The organism is Stenotrophomonas sp. SKA14, assembly GCF_000158575.1.
Taxonomy (GTDB): Bacteria; Pseudomonadota; Gammaproteobacteria; order Xanthomonadales; family Xanthomonadaceae; genus Stenotrophomonas; species Stenotrophomonas forensis.
In genome coordinates this window covers 482,300-497,060 of record NZ_DS999412.1, presented here as the reverse complement: position 1 = coordinate 497,060, position 14,761 = coordinate 482,300, and the positions used below count along the sequence as shown (strand labels likewise).

The window sequence follows — 14,761 nt, the reverse complement described above, 5'->3', positions numbered from 1 at the left end:
ATGCCGGCCAGCGGCCGGCACTACCGATACGGGCATCAGCTCGACAGATGCTCGATCGCCGCCACCTTGCCCAGGCGCTCGCCCAGCATCGTCAGCAGCGCCAGGCGGTTGCCACGCAGTGCCGGGTCCTCGGCATTGACCATCACGCCATCGAAGAAGGCGTCGACCTGAGGGCGCAGCCGGGCCAGGCGGGCCAGCACGGCCACGTAGTCCTTGTGCTGCAGGCTGGCGCCGGTGTCGTCGATGGCCGCGGTGACGGCTTCAGCCAGCGCGCGCTCGGCGTCTTCCTGCAGCAGCGCCGTGTCGATCTGGGCCGGAATGTCGCCCTCGGCCTTGCGCAGGATGTTGCGGATGCGCTTGTTGGCCGCAGCCAGTGCCTCGGCTTCCGGCAGCGCGGCGAAGGTGCCGATCGCATCCAGGCGGCGGTCGAAGTCATACAACGAGGCCGGCTTCAGCTCGGCCACCGCGTTGAAGTGCGTGGCCGGCACGCCCTTGTCGGCGTAGTAGCCCTTCAGGCGATCGAGGATGAAGTCGTACAGCTCGCCGACGTCGGCCTGCACGTTGCGCGCAGCCAGGCCGGCATTGGCGCTGGCCAGCAGCGCGCGCAGGTCCAGCTCGAAGCCGCTCTCGATGATCGTGCGGGCCAGGCCCAGCGCATTGCGGCGCAGGGCGAACGGGTCCTTGTTGCCGGTCGGCTTCAGGCCTGCGGCGAAACCACCGGCCAGCGTGTCGACGCGTTCAGCAATCGCCAGCACCTTGCCCAGCGCCGACAACGCGATGTCATCGCCACCGAAGCGCGGCTGGTAGGCCTCGTCGATGGCCAGCGCCACATCAACCGATTCGCCACCGGCCACGGCGTAGTGGCGGCCGGCGATGCCCTGCAGCTCCGGGAACTCGTTGACCATGCGCGACTGCAGGTCGTTCTTGGCCAGCTCGGCCGCACGCTTGGCCTGCGCCGCATCGGCGCCAACCTGCGGCGCGATCACCTCGGCCAGTGCGGCCACGCGGGCCACCTTGTCGGCCACGCTGCCCAGCTTGGCCTGGTAGGTCACCGTCTTCAGGCCCTCGCCCATCGACGCCAGGCCCTGCTTCAGGTCTTCGTCGAAGAAGAACTTGGCATCGGCGAAGCGCGGGCGGATCACGCGCTCGTAGCCCTTGGCCACTTCGGCCACGTCCTTCGATTCGATGTTGGCGATGCCGATGAACTTCTCGGTCAGCGTGCCGCTGTCATCCAGCACCGGGAAGAACTTCTGGTTGATCTCCATCGTCTCGATCAGCGCTTCCTGCGGCACCGCCAGGAACGCGCGTTCGAAACTGCACAGCACCGCCGACGGCCACTCGACCAGGTTCACCACCTGCTCCAGGTTGTCCTCGGTGATGCGGGCGCTGCCGCCGGCCTTGGCCGCAGCGGCCTCGACCTCGGCGACGATGCGCGCGCGGCGCTCGCTCGGGTCAACCAGCACGAACGCGGCGCGCAGGGCTTCCACGTAGTCCTGCGGCTGTGCCAGCGACACCGCCTGGTCGTGGTGGAAGCGATGGCCACGGCTGACACGGCCGGCCTGCAGGCCGAACAGTTCGGCCTCGACCACATTGTCACCGTGCAGCAGCACCAGCCAGTGCGCCGGGCGCGCAAAGCCCCAGGCGTGGTCGCCCCAGCGCATCGGCTTGGGAATCGGCATCGCCGCGATCGCCTCGCGCAGGATCTCCGGCAGCAGGCTGGCAGTGCTCGCGCCCGGGGTCACCGCGCGGTGCACGAAGCGCTCACCCTTGTTGTCGGTGGTCTTCTCCAGCGCGGTCCATTCGATCCCGGCCTTGGCGGCGAAGCCCTGCAGGGCCTTGGTCGGCTGGCCTTCGGCGTCCAGCGCGATGTTCAGGTACGGGCCCAGCACTTCGCTGTGCTGTTCCGGCTGTTCCAGGCCAACGCCCGGCAGCAGCACGGCCAGGCGGCGCGGGGTCGACAACGGGCGGGCGTCGCCCAGGTCCAGTGCGACGCCGCGCTTGCGCAGGCCGTCGACAACGCCATCGAAGAACGCCTGGGCGAGGCCCGGCAGCGCCTTGACCGGCAGCTCCTCGGTGCCCAGTTCGATCAGCAGGGGGGACAGTTGGCTCATCGTTTCAATCCTGTGGGGGGGGCGCAGCGCGCGACGCGTCCGGCGCCCCGGAGTAAGGGGGAGAGCGGCGGTCAGGCCTTCTTGACGCCCGGGAAGCCCAGCTTCTCGCGCTGCTCGTAGTAGGCCTTGGCCACCGCCTGGGCCAGCGCGCGCACGCGCAGGATGTAGCGCTGGCGCTCGGTCACGCTGATCGCGCGGCGCGCATCGAGCAGGTTGAAGGTGTGGCTGGCCTTCATCACCTGCTCATAGGCCGGCAGCGGCAGGTTCACTTCGACCAGCTTCTGCGCTTCGCGCTCGCAGGCGTCGAAGCGGTGGAACAGCTCTTCCACGTCGGCGTATTCGAAGTTGTAGGTACTCTGCTCCACCTCGTTCTGGTGGTAGACATCGCCGTAGGTCACCGGCTGGCCGTCCGGGCCATAGGTCCACACCAGGTCGTAGACGTTGTCGCAGTTCTGCAGGTACATGCAGAGGCGCTCGAGACCATAGGTGATCTCGCCCAGCACCGGGCGGCATTCCAGGCCACCGGCCTGCTGGAAATAGGTGAACTGGGTCACTTCCATGCCGTTGAGCCAGACTTCCCAGCCCAGGCCCCAGGCACCCAACGTCGGCGATTCCCAGTTGTCCTCGACAAAGCGCAGGTCGTGCACCAGCGGGTCGATGCCCAGCGCCTTCAGCGAATCCAGGTACAGCTGCTGGATGTTGTCCGGTGCCGGCTTCATCGCCACCTGGTACTGGTAGTAGCGCTGCAGGCGGTTCGGGTTCTCGCCGTAGCGGCCGTCGGTCGGGCGGCGCGACGGCTGCACGTACGCCGCGTTCCAGCCTTCCGGACCGATCGCACGCAGGAAGGTGGCCGGGTGGAAGGTACCGGCGCCCACCTCCAGGTCGAGCGGCTGGATGAGCACGCAGCCCTGCTGGGCCCAGAACTGGTTCAGGGTCTGGATCAGGCCCTGGAAGGTGATCGGAACGGTCGGGGTCGCGGACATGCGGACGATTCTTGGCCGGCAAGGGGGGTGCGCTAGTATAACGGCCGACCTGCGGGGCATTCCGTACCCGGGAGGAGCAGGCAGATGGAACATCGGCTGCCGGTGGGCACGCCCGGCGAGGCAAGCGGCGTTCCGCTGCCCTGGGGCCGCCTGCATTTCGAGCAGATCGCCGCGGCACTGATCGCCGATGGCCTGGTGGCCGAGCAGGACCGCGAGCGCATGCGGTTCTCCGCGCAGGGGGCGCGCAACGCCAGCGAAGTGCATCCGCTGGTGCTGTTGTCCAACCTCAAGCTGGCCGCCAACGACGGCGGCGAACTGACCCTGGAGCGCCTCACCGAGTGGCTGGCGCAGCGTACCGGCTGCCGCTACCTGCGCATCGACCCGACCCGGGTCGACGTCGCCGCGGTCACCGCGCTGGTGTCGCATGCCTATGCCCGTCGCCACCGCTTCCTGCCGCTGGCGGTGGATGCCGAGCGCGTGCTGGTGGCCACCAGCGAGCCGCTGGTGCAGGAATGGCGCCGCGACCTGCAGCACCTGACCCGGCGCCGCATCGAGCTGGCGGTGGTCAATCCGCTGGACCTGCACCGCTACACCATGGAGTTCTACGGGGTGACCCGTTCGGTGCGTGGCGCCCGCGGCGATGTGCGCGGCGAAGCCAGCACTACCCTGCCCAGCTTCGAACAGCTGGTCGAGCTGGGCCGTACCGGCGACGTCAACGCCGACGACCAGCACATCGTGCACATCGTCGACTGGCTGCTGCAGTACGCCTACGAACAGCGCGCCTCGGACATCCACCTGGAACCGCGCCGCGAGATGGGACGCATGCGCTTCCGCATCGACGGCGTGCTGCACAAGGTGTTCGAAGTGCCGCCGGCGGTGATGACCGCCGTGGTCAGCCGCATCAAGGTGCTGGGCCGCATGGACCTGGCCGAGCGCCGGCGCCCGCAGGATGGCCGCATCAAGACCCGCTCGCCGGGCGGCCGCGAGGTCGAGATGCGCCTGTCGACCATGCCCACCGCCTTCGGCGAGAAGTGCGTGATGCGCATCTTCGACCCGGATGCCGCGTTCAAGAGCATCGACCAGCTCGGTTTCAGCCCGCAGGAGGCCGCCGGCTGGAATGCACTGGTCGAGCGCCCGCACGGCATCGTGCTGGTCACCGGCCCGACCGGCTCGGGCAAGACCACCACCCTGTATTCCACGCTGAAGCGGCTGGCCACACCGGACGTGAACGTGTGCACGGTGGAAGACCCGATCGAGATGATCGCGCCCGAGTTCAACCAGATGCAGGTGCAGACCAACATCGACCTGGACTTCGCCAGTGGCGTGCGCACCCTGCTGCGACAGGACCCGGACATCATCATGATCGGCGAGATCCGCGACCTGGAAACCGCGCAGATGGCGGTGCAGGCCTCGCTGACCGGCCACCTGGTGCTGTCCACGCTGCACACCAACGATGCGCCCTCGGCAGTCACCCGCCTGCTCGACCTGGGCGTGCCGCATTACCTGCTGGCCAGCACCCTCAACGGCATCCTTGCCCAGCGCCTGGTGCGCACGCTGTGCCCGCACTGCAAGCAGCCGCACAGCCTTGGCGCCGCCGACTGGGCGGTGCTGGCTGATAGCCATGCCGCATATCCAGATGCCGCCACGCCCTGTCGGCCGGTCGGTTGCCTGGAGTGCCGGCGCACCGGATTCCTCGGCCGCATCGGCCTGTATGAGCTGCTGCCATTGGGCTCGCGGCTGCGCGGGCAGATCCGCGCCGACATGGACCTGGCCGGTTTCACCCGCGCCGCGCGGGCTGAAGGGCTGCGAACCCTGCGCCAAGCCGGGCTTGAAAAGGTGGCGCAGGGCCTGACTACAATCGAGGAAGTCCTGTCAGTGCTGCCGCCCCCGGATGAACCCAGCTCCGTTCCTGATCCTTGAAACCGGCCGCCCGGTGCCGTCCCTGCGCCGCTACGGGCGCTTCCCGCACTGGATCCGCGTCGCCGCCGGCCTGGAAGAACACGAGACGGTGGTGGTCGATGTCGAGCACGGTGGCGCCCTGCCCGATCCGCACGGCTTCGCCGGCGTGCTGGTGACCGGCTCGGCCGCGTTCGTCACCGACCATGCCGAGTGGAGCGAGCGCAGCGCGGCGTGGCTGCGCCAGACCGCCCACGACGACCTGCCGGTGTTCGGCATCTGCTACGGCCACCAGCTGCTGGCGCACGCGCTGGGCGGCGAAGTGGCCTACAACCCGGCCGGCCGCGAGTCCGGCACGATCGAGCTGGAACTGCAGCCGCAGGCCGCGCAGGACCCGCTGTTCCAGGGGTTGCCGCAGCATTTCGCCGCCCACGCCACCCATCTGCAGACCGTGCTGCGCGCGCCCGACGGCGCCGAAGTACTGGCGCGTTCGCCGCTGGACGGATGCCACGCCTTCCGCTGGGGGCGCCAGGCGTGGGGCGTGCAGTTCCATCCGGAATTCGCCACCCACCATATGCGCGGCTACGTGCGTGCCCGCGCCGACTGCATCGGCCGCCACGGCGGCTGTGCCCGCAGCATCGAGCGCGCGGTCAGCGCCGCACCGCTGGCCCGCCAGCTGCTGCGCCGCTTCGTCCGCCAGGCGCGGCTGTCTTCAGCCCAGCCGGTGGCAAAACAGGGATAATCGGCGCCACGGGCAGCCGCCCGGCCCCTCCTGTCCCTTCCCGGATGTCCATGAAAGAGATTCGCAAGCTGCCGGCTTCGGCGGGCGCCCAGTGGTTGCTGGATACGTTCTCCCTGTACCGGCGTGCGCCGCTGCAGCTGGCCCGGATCGGCCTGACCTGGCTGCTGGTAAGCTGGGTGGTGACCCTGTTGTCGACGCTGATTCCCGGCGCCGCCGGCATGGCCGTGCAGCTGATGACCCTGGCCATTTCGCCGATCATGTTCGGCGGCATGCTGTATGCCGTGGGCGAGATCGACGAAGGCCGACCGGGCCTGGCCTCGCACCTGCTGCAGCCGATCCGCGACCACCGCGTCAGCCACCTGCTGGTGCCGCTGGCGATCCAGGTGCTGGCGGTGCTGCTGCTGGGCGCGCTGCTGTTCATGATGATCGGGCGCGAGGGCTTCACCGCCTTCAGCGAGGTCATGACCAAGATGGAAGAGATCAGCCGCAGCGGCCAGCAGATCAAGCCGGACGATGCCGCCGCACTGGTCGCCAACCTGCCGGCCAAGCGCATCGCGCTGTGGATGCTGCTGGTGTTCCTGAGTGCGGTCGCGCTGTCGCTGGCGATGTTCACCCAGCCGGCGCTGGTGGTGTTCGACAAGCAGAGCGGCATGCACGCCCTGCGCCTGAGCCTGCAGGGCTGCATCGAGAACATCGGCGCGATGATCGTGTTCGCCGTGCTCGGCCTGATCGCCGCGTTCTGCATGTACATCCTGTTCGTGATCGTGATCCAGATCGCGATGCTGATCGGCGGCCCGCTGGCCGCGGCCTTCATCGCCCAGCTGGTACTGACCACGGTACTGATGCCGCTGTACGTCGGCGCGGTCTATGCCGCGTGGAAGCAGATGTTCGTGCACCGCGGCAGCCGCGCCGCGCCGCCGATCCCGACTACCCCGGCCTCCAGCGACATCTTCCACGCCTGACCAGCACATCGGTAGATCCACGCCATGCGTGGATAAAAAAGGGGACGGAGGGAATCAAGTCGTTAGCGGCACAAACGACTTGATTCCCTCCGTCCCCTTTTTTTTTCAGGCGGCGGGTTTCTTCACTACCGACGACGGCACCAGCCAGCGTGCGGCGTGGATGCCCAGCTCGTAGAGCAGGCACATCGGGATGGCCAGCATCAGCTGCGACACCACGTCCGGCGGGGTCAGCACGGCGGCCACAACGAAGATGCCGACGATCGCGTAACCGCGGCCTTCCTTGAACTGCTGCGGCGTCACCCAGCCCAGCAGCACCAGGATCACCATCGCCACCGGCAGTTCGAAACTGCCGCCGAAGGCGAAGAAGATCGCCAGCACGAAGTCCAGGTAGGCATTCGCATCCGGGGTGATCGCAATCACGTCCGGGCTGAAGGTGGTGAGGAAGTGGAACACCGCCGGCAGCACCAGGAAGTAGGCGAAGGCACAGCCGGTGTAGAACAGCACCACCGACGACACCAGCAGCGGTACCGCCAGGCGCTTTTCGCGCGCGTACAGGCCCGGCGCAACGAACGCCCACAGCTGGTACAGCAGCCACGGCACCGCCACGAACAGGGCGACGAAGAAGGTCAGCTTCAACGGCGCGAAGAAGGCACCGGCCGGGTTGGTCGCAATCATCGTCTGCCCGTTGGGCAGCTGCGAGACCAGCGGCTCGGCCAGCGCGTTGTACAGCTTCTGAGTGAATGGCAGCAACGCCAGCAGCGCCACGCCCAGGCCCAGCAATGCGCGCACCAGGCGGCCGCGCAGTTCCACCAGATGTTCAACCAGCGAGCTTTCGCCGAAATCCTGCTCACTCATGAGGGGCGCTCCGTGTTCTGCGCCGGCGGCGTCGCATTGGTTTCAGTGGCCGTGGCGGTGCTGGGCGTTACCGCAGCGACGTCCTGTGCTGGTGCCGGGTCCGCGGCAACGGGCTCGCTCAGGTGCGGCGGCAGATCAGCTGGCGCCGGCGCGCGTACTTCCTGCGCCAGATCGTCGCCCTGCTGCTGTGCCTGCTGGGCTTCGCGACGGATCGCTTCGCCACTGGCGCGCAGCTGGTTTTCGGTGTCCTGCATGCCCTGGCGCACGTCCTGCATCTGCCGCTTGATCTCCTCGGCCTGCAGTTCGCGCTCCAGTTCCTGTTTCACCGAATCCCACTGATTGCGGGCACGACGCACCCACAGGCCGGCGAAGCGGGCCGCCTTGGGCAGGCGCTCGGGACCGAGCACCACCAGGGCGACCACCGCAATCACCAGCAGTTCGCTGAAGCCGATATCGAACACCGCGACCGCTCCGGATCAGCGAGCGTTACGGTCGTGCTCGTCCTGCGCGGTGCGCGAGGCGTCCTGGCTGCGCGACTCATCGCCCAGCTGCGCGTTCGGCTTGTCCTCGTCGCGCATGCCCTTCTTGAATTCCTTGACCGCCGAACCGAGGTCCTTGGCGCCACTGGTCAGGCGCTTGGTGCCGAACACCAGCAGGACGATGGCCAGCACGACCAACCAATGCCAGATGCTGAAACTGCCCATAAAGACGCTCGTTACGTTAGTGATCAGGCTGTCGAGCATAGCGCACCGGCTGTTAGCCGGCGCGCGTGACGAAAGTCAGTTTCCGCCCAGCGTTTCCGTGCGGATTTCGCCGTCATTGACCGGCTGGAAGCCCTGCTGCTGCGGCGGCGCGTTCTGCGGCACGTTCTGCAGCGGTGCCGTGGTGGCTTCGGCGGCGGGTGCCGGCGCTGCCTGAACAGGCGCCGGGGCGACCGCCGGTGCCGCTGCCGGACGCGGTGCATTGCCGCCGTTGCCGTTGCGGTTGTTGCGCGCGGCGTAGGTGGCCTCTTCCAGGCGATCACGGAACGCGACCACATCCATTGACGGCGAACCGACGGCGCGACCTTCGAAGATCATGCGCGGCGTGGTGTTGCTGCCGTAGGCGTCCAGATTGGCGGCATCGTCGATCTGCAGCACCGCGCCGTCCAGGGCGACGCCGGCGAACAGGCCACGGGCACGCGACCACGACCAGATCTCGGCCTTCAGCTGGCCATCGGTGGCGGCGGCGGCGTTGCGGCCGACCGGACCGGCGGCAACGCCGGCATCGGCGCCGAGCGTGAACTTGCCGTTGACCAGGTTGTCCAGGCTGCGGTCGTTGCGGAACACCAGCACCACGTCCGAGGACTGCACACCGGCCTGGAAGCCGATGCTGCCGCCGGTGAGCTTGACGAACACCGGGTTGGACCAGGCGCCATTGGCCATGCGCACCGACATCAGGCCATGGCCGCGACGGCCACCGATGACCAGGCCGGCCTTGATCGTGTCGGGAATGACGATGACCGCGCGGCCTTCGTCGAGCAATTTGTCCGGAATGCCCTGTTCAGGGATTCCCTGGATTTCAGCCAGCACACGCACGGCGTTGCGGGCGCGCTGGTCTTCCTGCGGTCCGGCCATGGCCTGGCTGGACAGCAGACTGGCGGCGATCAGCAGGGCTTGGATCGGGCGACGCATGGCAGGCTCCAGAAGTCAGTCCATAGGAAGATATAGCAAGTGACTGAAATTAGTAGTGTTGCCATGAATCGCCAATGAGCGTTGCCTGCTCATATAGATGCCCGCTATGCCCGCGATCCGAACCCTGCATGCCGGCGCGGCACCGGATCGGCGACAATACATCCCATGCTCGACGCACCCGATACCGCCGTGCTGGCGGTCAACCTAGGCACGCCCGAGACGCCGACGGCCCCCGCCGTACGCCGTTACCTGGCTGAATTCCTGTCCGACCCCCGCGTGGTCTCGATTCCGGCACTGCTGTGGCAGCCACTGCTGCGCGGGCTGATCCTGCCGCTGCGCAGCAGCCGTTCGGCGGCCAAGTACGCCCAGGTCTGGATGCCCGACGGATCTCCGTTGATGGTGCATACGCGCCAGCTGGCGCAGGCCATGCAGGCACTGCTGCCGACGCTCAGGGTTCGCCATGCGATGCGCTACGGTGAACCGGCGCTGGCCGGCGAGCTCGACCGCCTGGCCGCCGAAGGCGCGCGTCGCATCGTGGTGCTGCCGATGTATCCGCAGTACTCGACCACCACCACCGCCTCGGTCGAAGACCGCGTCGATGCCTGGCAGCGCCGCAACCCCGGCGTGACGGTCAGCCTGGTGCGCGACTATTCGGTCGACCCGGGCTGGGTCGAGGCCGTTGCCGGTTCCATCCAGCGCTACTGGGAACAGCACGGCCGTGGCCAGACGCTGATGTTCTCCTTCCACGGCATCCCGCAACGCCTGGCCGATGGCGGCGACCCGTATCCGCAGCGGTGCGAGGCCAGCGCGCAGGCCATTGCCAACGCGCTGGGGCTGGGCAGGGACGAGTGGCAGATGGGCTATCAATCGCGCTTCGGCCGTGAGCGCTGGCTGCAACCGTACGCCGAGCCCAGCCTGTGGGCGTTGGCCGAATCCGGCGTCAGGCAGATCGACGTGGTCTGCCCGGGCTTCGCCACCGACTGCCTGGAAACGCTGGAGGAGGTGGCAATGGGCTTTACCGAAACGCTGGCCGAACGCGGCGCGAAGATGCGCTACATCCCCTGCCTCAACGCCGAACCGGAACACGCACGCGCCCTGGCGCGGCTGGCCGTGGCCTCGTTGGCATGAGCCTGCATCCGTTTGAACTCGAGGTCGGTGGCGCACGCGTCGCCGGCCTGCGCAACCACGGCGAGGGTCCGCGCGTGCTGGCCCTGCACGGCTGGCTCGACAACGCCGCCAGCTTCGTGCCACTGGCCCCGCACCTGTCCTCGCTGCAGCTGGTCGCCATCGACCTGCCCGGCCATGGCCACAGCGCGCACCTTCCGGCCGGCGCCAGCTACACCACGCCCGCCGCGATCTGCCACGTGCTTGATGTGGCCGATGCACTGGGCTGGGACCGTTTCAGCCTGCTCGGCCATTCGATGGGCGCCGGCATCGCCAGCCTCACCGCCTCGGTCAGCGACCGCATCGAACGGCTGGTGGCGATCGAAGCACTCGGCGGCCTGCGCGGGCCGGAGGAAGAAACCGCCCATCGCCTGCGCGAGCATGTGAATGCCACGCGGGCGCTCGCACGCAAGCAGCTGCGCGTGTTCCCTGACCTCGCTGCGCCGATCCGTGCGCGGATGATGACCAACCAGCTCAGCGAAGGCTGCGCACGCCTGCTGGTTGAACGTGGCGTGGAACCGGTCGAAGGCGGCTACCGCTGGTGCAGCGATCCACGGCTGATGCTGCCCACTGCGATCCGCCTCAGCGAAGGCCAGATCGACAACCTGCTGCAGGCCATCGCCTGCCCCACGCAGGTGATCTACGCCACGCCAGCGCAGTCCTATTACCCCGAGCCCATGCGCAGCGATCGTCTGCGGCACCTGCGCGATGGACGGCTGGCAGTGTTTCCCGGCAACCATCACCTGCACATGGAAGACCCGGCGCAGGTTGCCGACGTGATCCTGCACTTCTTCAGCAACGACGACGCCGGCTGAGTCCGCGCCTCGGCGCGCTTCACTCCGCGCGTTTGCGGCCGATACATCAGTTGCGGGTCCCTGCGCCCGCAGCACGCGGGTCCGGTCGGGCCTGCGGCGTGTGTCTGGTTCTGCAAGGAAGTCCGCATGCCCGCTCTACTGCACCGTCACCCACAGGATGGGGTCACGGCGCGCTGTCTCCGCGGCGTTGATGACGTCGCATTCCCCGAATTCCCGGTCCACGCCCAGGCCACGCGCTCATGCGTGCGTCGCGGCGTGGCCGCTGCCGTCTGTTGATCCAGGAGTCGCCGATGTCCGCTGCATCCTCCCGCCCCCCCGATACCGCCCGCCTGCCGCATCTGCAGCAGCTCGCCCGCCGTGCTGATCGTCGACTGCTGATCGGCAGCGCGGCATTGGCCGTGGCTGGCCTGGTTCTGGCCCTGCGTGGGCCCCACGTACCGGGCGCCGCGTTGACCGTGGCCGCAGCGCTGCCCGCCCTTTGGCTGGGCGGCCCGGAGGCGGGCCGCAACCTCACCCGCAATGGCCTGGCGTTGCTGCTGTCGCTGCAGCTGGCATTGCTCTGCGCGGTGGTCGGCCTGTCACCGGCGTTGCCGATCGCGGTGCTGCTGGGCGTGCTGCTCAGCCACCGTGATCGCCTGCCGGTATGGCTGGCCGGTGGCGTTGGCACGCTCGCGCTGCTTCATCCGCTGCTGGAAGGTGCCGCGGTCGGGCCAACGCTGCTGCAGGCAACGCTGTTTGCTGGCCTGACGCTGTTCCTTGGCCAGGTCGCGTTGCGCCTGCGCCAGCAGACCGAGGCGCTGGGCCAGGGTCCGCGCCGGTTGGCCGCACTGGCCCGCGATATCGCCACCGGCGCCGATCTGAGCACGCATGCGGATACCGCGGCCTTTGCGCCGGGCTCGCTGGCCCACGCGCTGGCCGATACCGCGCGCCACGTGCAGGCCCAGCGTGGGCGCGAGGCTGAAGCCCATGCCGAGAACGCACAGATCCGCCAGGCGCTGGATGCCTCGCGCACCGCAATGATGATTGCCGACAACGACCATGTGATCCGCTACGTGAACCGTTCGGTGGTGGCCCTGCTGCGCAACCAGCAGGCGACACTACGCCAGGCCTTCCCCGACTTCGACGCCGAACGCCTCGTTGGCAGCAGCATCCATCGTTTCCACGCCAATCCGGACCGCATCCGCGCGATCCTCAATGGCCTGCAGGTCACGCACAATGGCAAGGTGCAGATCGGCCCGGTGCATTTCGCCCAGGTGGTCACGCCTGTGTTCGATGCACAGGGCGTGCGCCTCGGTTTCGCCGTGGAGTGGCATGACCGTACCCATGAACTTGCCCTGGAAAACGCCGTGGCCGGCATCGTTGCCGCCGCTGCCGCCGGAGACCTCGACCAGCGCCTGCAGGCCACTGAGGGTGCCAGCTTCCTCGATGGCCTGACCGGTGGCATCAACCAGCTGCTCGATACGCTGGGCAGCACCGTCAACGAAGTGCGACAGATGCTTTCTGCGCTGGCCAATGGCGATCTGGACCGGCGCATGCACGGCGAGTACCAAGGCGCCTTCGCCGCAATCCAGCGTGATGCCAACGCCACCGCCGGGCAGCTGGCGCGCATGGTCGGCCGCATCCAGCAGTGCTCCATCTCGATCAGTACCGCCGCCAGCGAGATCGCCGCCGGCAATGGCGCGCTGTCCGAACGCAGTGAGCGCCAGGCTGCGCACCTGCAGGAAACCGCGGCATCCATGGAGGAACTGACCGCCACCGTTCGCCAGAACGCAGCCCATGCCCGCCAGGCCAGTGAGCTGGCCGCCTCCACGCAGAATGCCGCCGGTGACGGCAACGTCGTGATGCAGCGGATGGTCGACACCATGCAGGCGATTGAGGGCGCGTCGAAGCGGATCGGCGATATCACCGGCGTCATCGATGGCATCGCGTTCCAGACCAACATCCTGGCATTGAACGCAGCGGTGGAGGCTGCGCGGGCCGGCGAGCAGGGCCGCGGATTCGCGGTGGTGGCCAGCGAGGTGCGCGTGCTGGCCCAGCGTTCCGCCGCAGCTGCGCAGGAAATCAAGAAACTGATCGACGAAGCCGGCCGCCAGGTGGGTGAAGGTGCGCAGCTGGTGGCCGATGCTGGCCAGCGCATGCAGGGCATTGTCGGTGGTGTCGAGAGCGTCAGCCACCTGATGCGCGAGATATCAGCCGCTTCGCAGGAACAGTCGATCGGCATCGAGCAGATCAACCAGACTGTCGTGCAGATGGACCAGGCCACGCAGCAGAACGCTGCACTGGTGGAGGAAGCCACCGCTGCCGCGCGTGAATTGCAGTCGCAGGCGGGAACGCTGACCGAGGCGGTCTCGGTATTCCGCCAGCAGGAAGCGCACGAGGTCGCTCTGGTCGCCTGATCGGAACGTGCAACCGGATCGGTTGGAGACGGCGCCCGCAGGGCGCCGTTCTTTTGCCTGTTTTTGGGTGATGGATCAGGAAAATGGGGGGCGTGGGTAGATGCCAACCTTGGTTGGCGCCGTGGCTTCGTACGCAGAGCACCTACGCATGGCGTGGGTCTACTGCTGATAGTCCTGCCATCGGTAGTCGCCAACCTTGGTTGGCCCTGTGGTTGCACGCGCAAAGCATCCACGCATGGCGTGGATCTGCTGGATTTTCTTGGCACAAAGAAAAACCCCGCTGCGTGAGCAGCGGGGTTTTGGGTATAAACCCTGGCGATGACCTACTCTCGCATGGCTTGAGCCACACTACCATCGGCGCAGCTGCGTTTCACTTCCGAGTTCGGGATGGGATCGGGTGGTTCCACAGCGCTAATTTCACCAGGGAGGCTTTTGGAGAGTCGCACTCGTCCCTGTGGGACAAGGCGCCAGCCTCGCATAGTTCTTGTGACGTAGCGTGCACTTGGATGCTCTTACGACGCTGTCGTAAAGCCAAGGCAACTTGAGGTTATATGGTCAAGCCGCACGGATCATTAGTATCAGTTAGCTCAATACATTGCTGTACTTACACACCTGACCTATCAACCACGTAGTCTACATGGTTCCTTCAGGGGGCTTGTGCCCCGGGAGATCTCATCTTGAGGCGCGCTTCCCGCTTAGATGCTTTCAGCGGTTATCGCTTCCGAACATAGCTACCCGGCAATGCCACTGGCGTGACAACCGGAACACCAGAGGTTCGTCCACTCCGGTCCTCTCGTACTAGGAGCAGCCCCTCTCAAATCTCCAACGCCCATGGCAGATAGGGACCGAACTGTCTCACGACGTTCTGAACCCAGCTCGCGTACCACTTTAAATGGCGAACAGCCATACCCTTGGGACCGACTACAGCCCCAGGATGTGATGAGCCGACATCGAGGTGCCAAACACCGCCGTCGATATGAACTCTTGGGCGGTATCAGCCTGTTATCCCCGGAGTACCTTTTATCCGTTGAGCGATGGCCCTTCCATACAGAACCACCGGATCACTAAGTCCTAGTTTCCTACCTGCTTGATCCGTCGATCTTGCAGTCAAGCACGCTTATGCCTTTGCACACAGTGCGCGATGTCCGACCGCGCTGAGCGTAC

At 67.2% G+C, this 14,761-nt stretch carries 12 protein-coding genes and 1 rRNA gene; 6 read left to right on the top strand and 7 right to left on the bottom strand.

Annotation, left to right across the window (positions count from 1 at the left end; all coding sequences use genetic code 11):
• Nucleotides 1-35: 35 nt before the first annotated feature.
• Both glyS and glyQ read right to left on the bottom strand, forming a co-directional pair.
• Entirely contained in the window at nucleotides 36-2,111 is a 2,076-nt protein-coding gene (gene glyS, locus SSKA14_RS02345) for a glycine--tRNA ligase subunit beta (RefSeq protein WP_008265987.1), read from the bottom strand.
• A gap of 71 nt (nucleotides 2,112-2,182) precedes the next feature.
• The gene (glyQ, locus tag SSKA14_RS02340; RefSeq protein ID WP_008268819.1) at nucleotides 2,183-3,094 is read right to left on the bottom strand and encodes a glycine--tRNA ligase subunit alpha; all 912 of its coding nucleotides are present in this window, start codon (nucleotides 3,092-3,094) and stop codon (nucleotides 2,183-2,185) included.
• A gap of 84 nt (nucleotides 3,095-3,178) precedes the next feature.
• Between glyQ and SSKA14_RS02335 the strand changes: the two genes are divergently transcribed.
• Genes SSKA14_RS02335 through SSKA14_RS02325 form a run of 3 tightly spaced genes read left to right on the top strand, consistent with a single transcriptional unit; the run spans nucleotide 3,179 to nucleotide 6,694 of the window.
• Nucleotides 3,179-5,014 carry a GspE/PulE family protein gene (locus tag SSKA14_RS02335; RefSeq protein WP_008265007.1) on the top strand — a complete coding sequence of 612 codons (1,836 nt, stop codon included), beginning with the start codon at nucleotides 3,179-3,181 and terminating at the stop codon, nucleotides 5,012-5,014.
• On the top strand, nucleotides 4,986-5,732 hold the full coding sequence (locus SSKA14_RS02330) for a glutamine amidotransferase (RefSeq protein WP_008268322.1): 747 nt from the start codon (nucleotides 4,986-4,988) through the stop codon (nucleotides 5,730-5,732). The genes SSKA14_RS02335 and SSKA14_RS02330 overlap by 29 nt, the downstream gene beginning before the upstream one ends.
• A 50-nt stretch (nucleotides 5,733-5,782) precedes the next feature.
• Complete coding sequence (locus SSKA14_RS02325) at nucleotides 5,783-6,694, top strand: BPSS1780 family membrane protein (protein ID WP_040006836.1); 912 nt, start codon at nucleotides 5,783-5,785, stop codon at nucleotides 6,692-6,694.
• A 105-nt stretch (nucleotides 6,695-6,799) separates the two neighbouring features.
• On the opposite strand, the gene tatC is transcribed toward SSKA14_RS02325, so the two are convergent.
• The 4 genes from tatC to SSKA14_RS02305 form a co-directional block, all read right to left on the bottom strand.
• Nucleotides 6,800-7,549: a twin-arginine translocase subunit TatC gene (gene tatC / locus SSKA14_RS02320; protein WP_008267959.1), complete on the bottom strand. Its 750-nt coding sequence runs from the start codon at nucleotides 7,547-7,549 to the stop codon at nucleotides 6,800-6,802.
• On the bottom strand, nucleotides 7,546-8,010 hold the full coding sequence (gene tatB / locus SSKA14_RS02315) for a Sec-independent protein translocase protein TatB (RefSeq protein WP_008265193.1): 465 nt from the start codon (nucleotides 8,008-8,010) through the stop codon (nucleotides 7,546-7,548). The genes tatC and tatB overlap by 4 nt, the downstream gene beginning before the upstream one ends.
• Nucleotides 8,011-8,025: 15 nt before the next feature.
• On the bottom strand, nucleotides 8,026-8,253 hold the full coding sequence (gene tatA / locus SSKA14_RS02310; RefSeq protein WP_005420453.1) for a Sec-independent protein translocase subunit TatA: 228 nt from the start codon (nucleotides 8,251-8,253) through the stop codon (nucleotides 8,026-8,028).
• Between the two features lie 75 nt (nucleotides 8,254-8,328).
• Nucleotides 8,329-9,222, bottom strand: a complete 894-nt coding sequence (locus SSKA14_RS02305) for a YSC84-related protein (RefSeq protein WP_008268397.1) — start codon at nucleotides 9,220-9,222, stop codon at nucleotides 8,329-8,331.
• Nucleotides 9,223-9,387: 165 nt separating this feature from the next.
• Here SSKA14_RS02305 and hemH point away from each other — a divergent pair, with 165 nt between their 5' ends.
• From hemH to SSKA14_RS02290, 3 genes are all read left to right on the top strand, one after another.
• Nucleotides 9,388-10,350: a ferrochelatase gene (gene hemH / locus SSKA14_RS02300; RefSeq protein WP_008268023.1), complete on the top strand. Its 963-nt coding sequence runs from the start codon at nucleotides 9,388-9,390 to the stop codon at nucleotides 10,348-10,350.
• Nucleotides 10,347-11,201 carry an alpha/beta hydrolase gene (locus tag SSKA14_RS02295; protein ID WP_008265713.1) on the top strand — a complete coding sequence of 285 codons (855 nt, stop codon included), beginning with the start codon at nucleotides 10,347-10,349 and terminating at the stop codon, nucleotides 11,199-11,201. Before hemH ends, SSKA14_RS02295 begins: the two co-directional genes overlap by 4 nt.
• Before the next feature lie 290 nt (nucleotides 11,202-11,491).
• Nucleotides 11,492-13,597: a methyl-accepting chemotaxis protein gene (locus SSKA14_RS02290; protein WP_040006830.1), complete on the top strand. Its 2,106-nt coding sequence runs from the start codon at nucleotides 11,492-11,494 to the stop codon at nucleotides 13,595-13,597.
• Between the two features lie 310 nt (nucleotides 13,598-13,907).
• Here the strand turns inward: SSKA14_RS02290 and rrf are convergent.
• Nucleotides 13,908-14,022, bottom strand: a 5S ribosomal RNA gene (gene rrf / locus SSKA14_RS02285).
• Nucleotides 14,023-14,761 lie beyond the last annotated feature (739 nt).

Excerpts from the sequence above, each read along its gene's own strand:
- SSKA14_RS02335 (WP_008265007.1), top strand. The coding sequence starts at position 3,179 with ATGGAACATCGGCTGCCGGTGGGCACGCCCGGCGAGGCAAGCGGCGTT.
- SSKA14_RS02295 (WP_008265713.1), top strand. The coding sequence starts at position 10,347 with ATGAGCCTGCATCCGTTTGAACTCGAGGTCGGTGGCGCACGCGTCGCC.
- SSKA14_RS02325 (WP_040006836.1), top strand. The coding sequence starts at position 5,783 with ATGAAAGAGATTCGCAAGCTGCCGGCTTCGGCGGGCGCCCAGTGGTTG.
- glyS (WP_008265987.1), bottom strand. The coding sequence starts at position 2,111 with ATGAGCCAACTGTCCCCCCTGCTGATCGAACTGGGCACCGAGGAGCTG.
- SSKA14_RS02290 (WP_040006830.1), top strand. The coding sequence starts at position 11,492 with ATGTCCGCTGCATCCTCCCGCCCCCCCGATACCGCCCGCCTGCCGCAT.
- hemH (WP_008268023.1), top strand. The coding sequence starts at position 9,388 with ATGCTCGACGCACCCGATACCGCCGTGCTGGCGGTCAACCTAGGCACG.
- tatA (WP_005420453.1), bottom strand. The coding sequence starts at position 8,253 with ATGGGCAGTTTCAGCATCTGGCATTGGTTGGTCGTGCTGGCCATCGTC.
- SSKA14_RS02305 (WP_008268397.1), bottom strand. The coding sequence starts at position 9,222 with ATGCGTCGCCCGATCCAAGCCCTGCTGATCGCCGCCAGTCTGCTGTCC.
- glyQ (WP_008268819.1), bottom strand. The coding sequence starts at position 3,094 with ATGTCCGCGACCCCGACCGTTCCGATCACCTTCCAGGGCCTGATCCAG.
- SSKA14_RS02330 (WP_008268322.1), top strand. The coding sequence starts at position 4,986 with ATGAACCCAGCTCCGTTCCTGATCCTTGAAACCGGCCGCCCGGTGCCG.
- tatC (WP_008267959.1), bottom strand. The coding sequence starts at position 7,549 with ATGAGTGAGCAGGATTTCGGCGAAAGCTCGCTGGTTGAACATCTGGTG.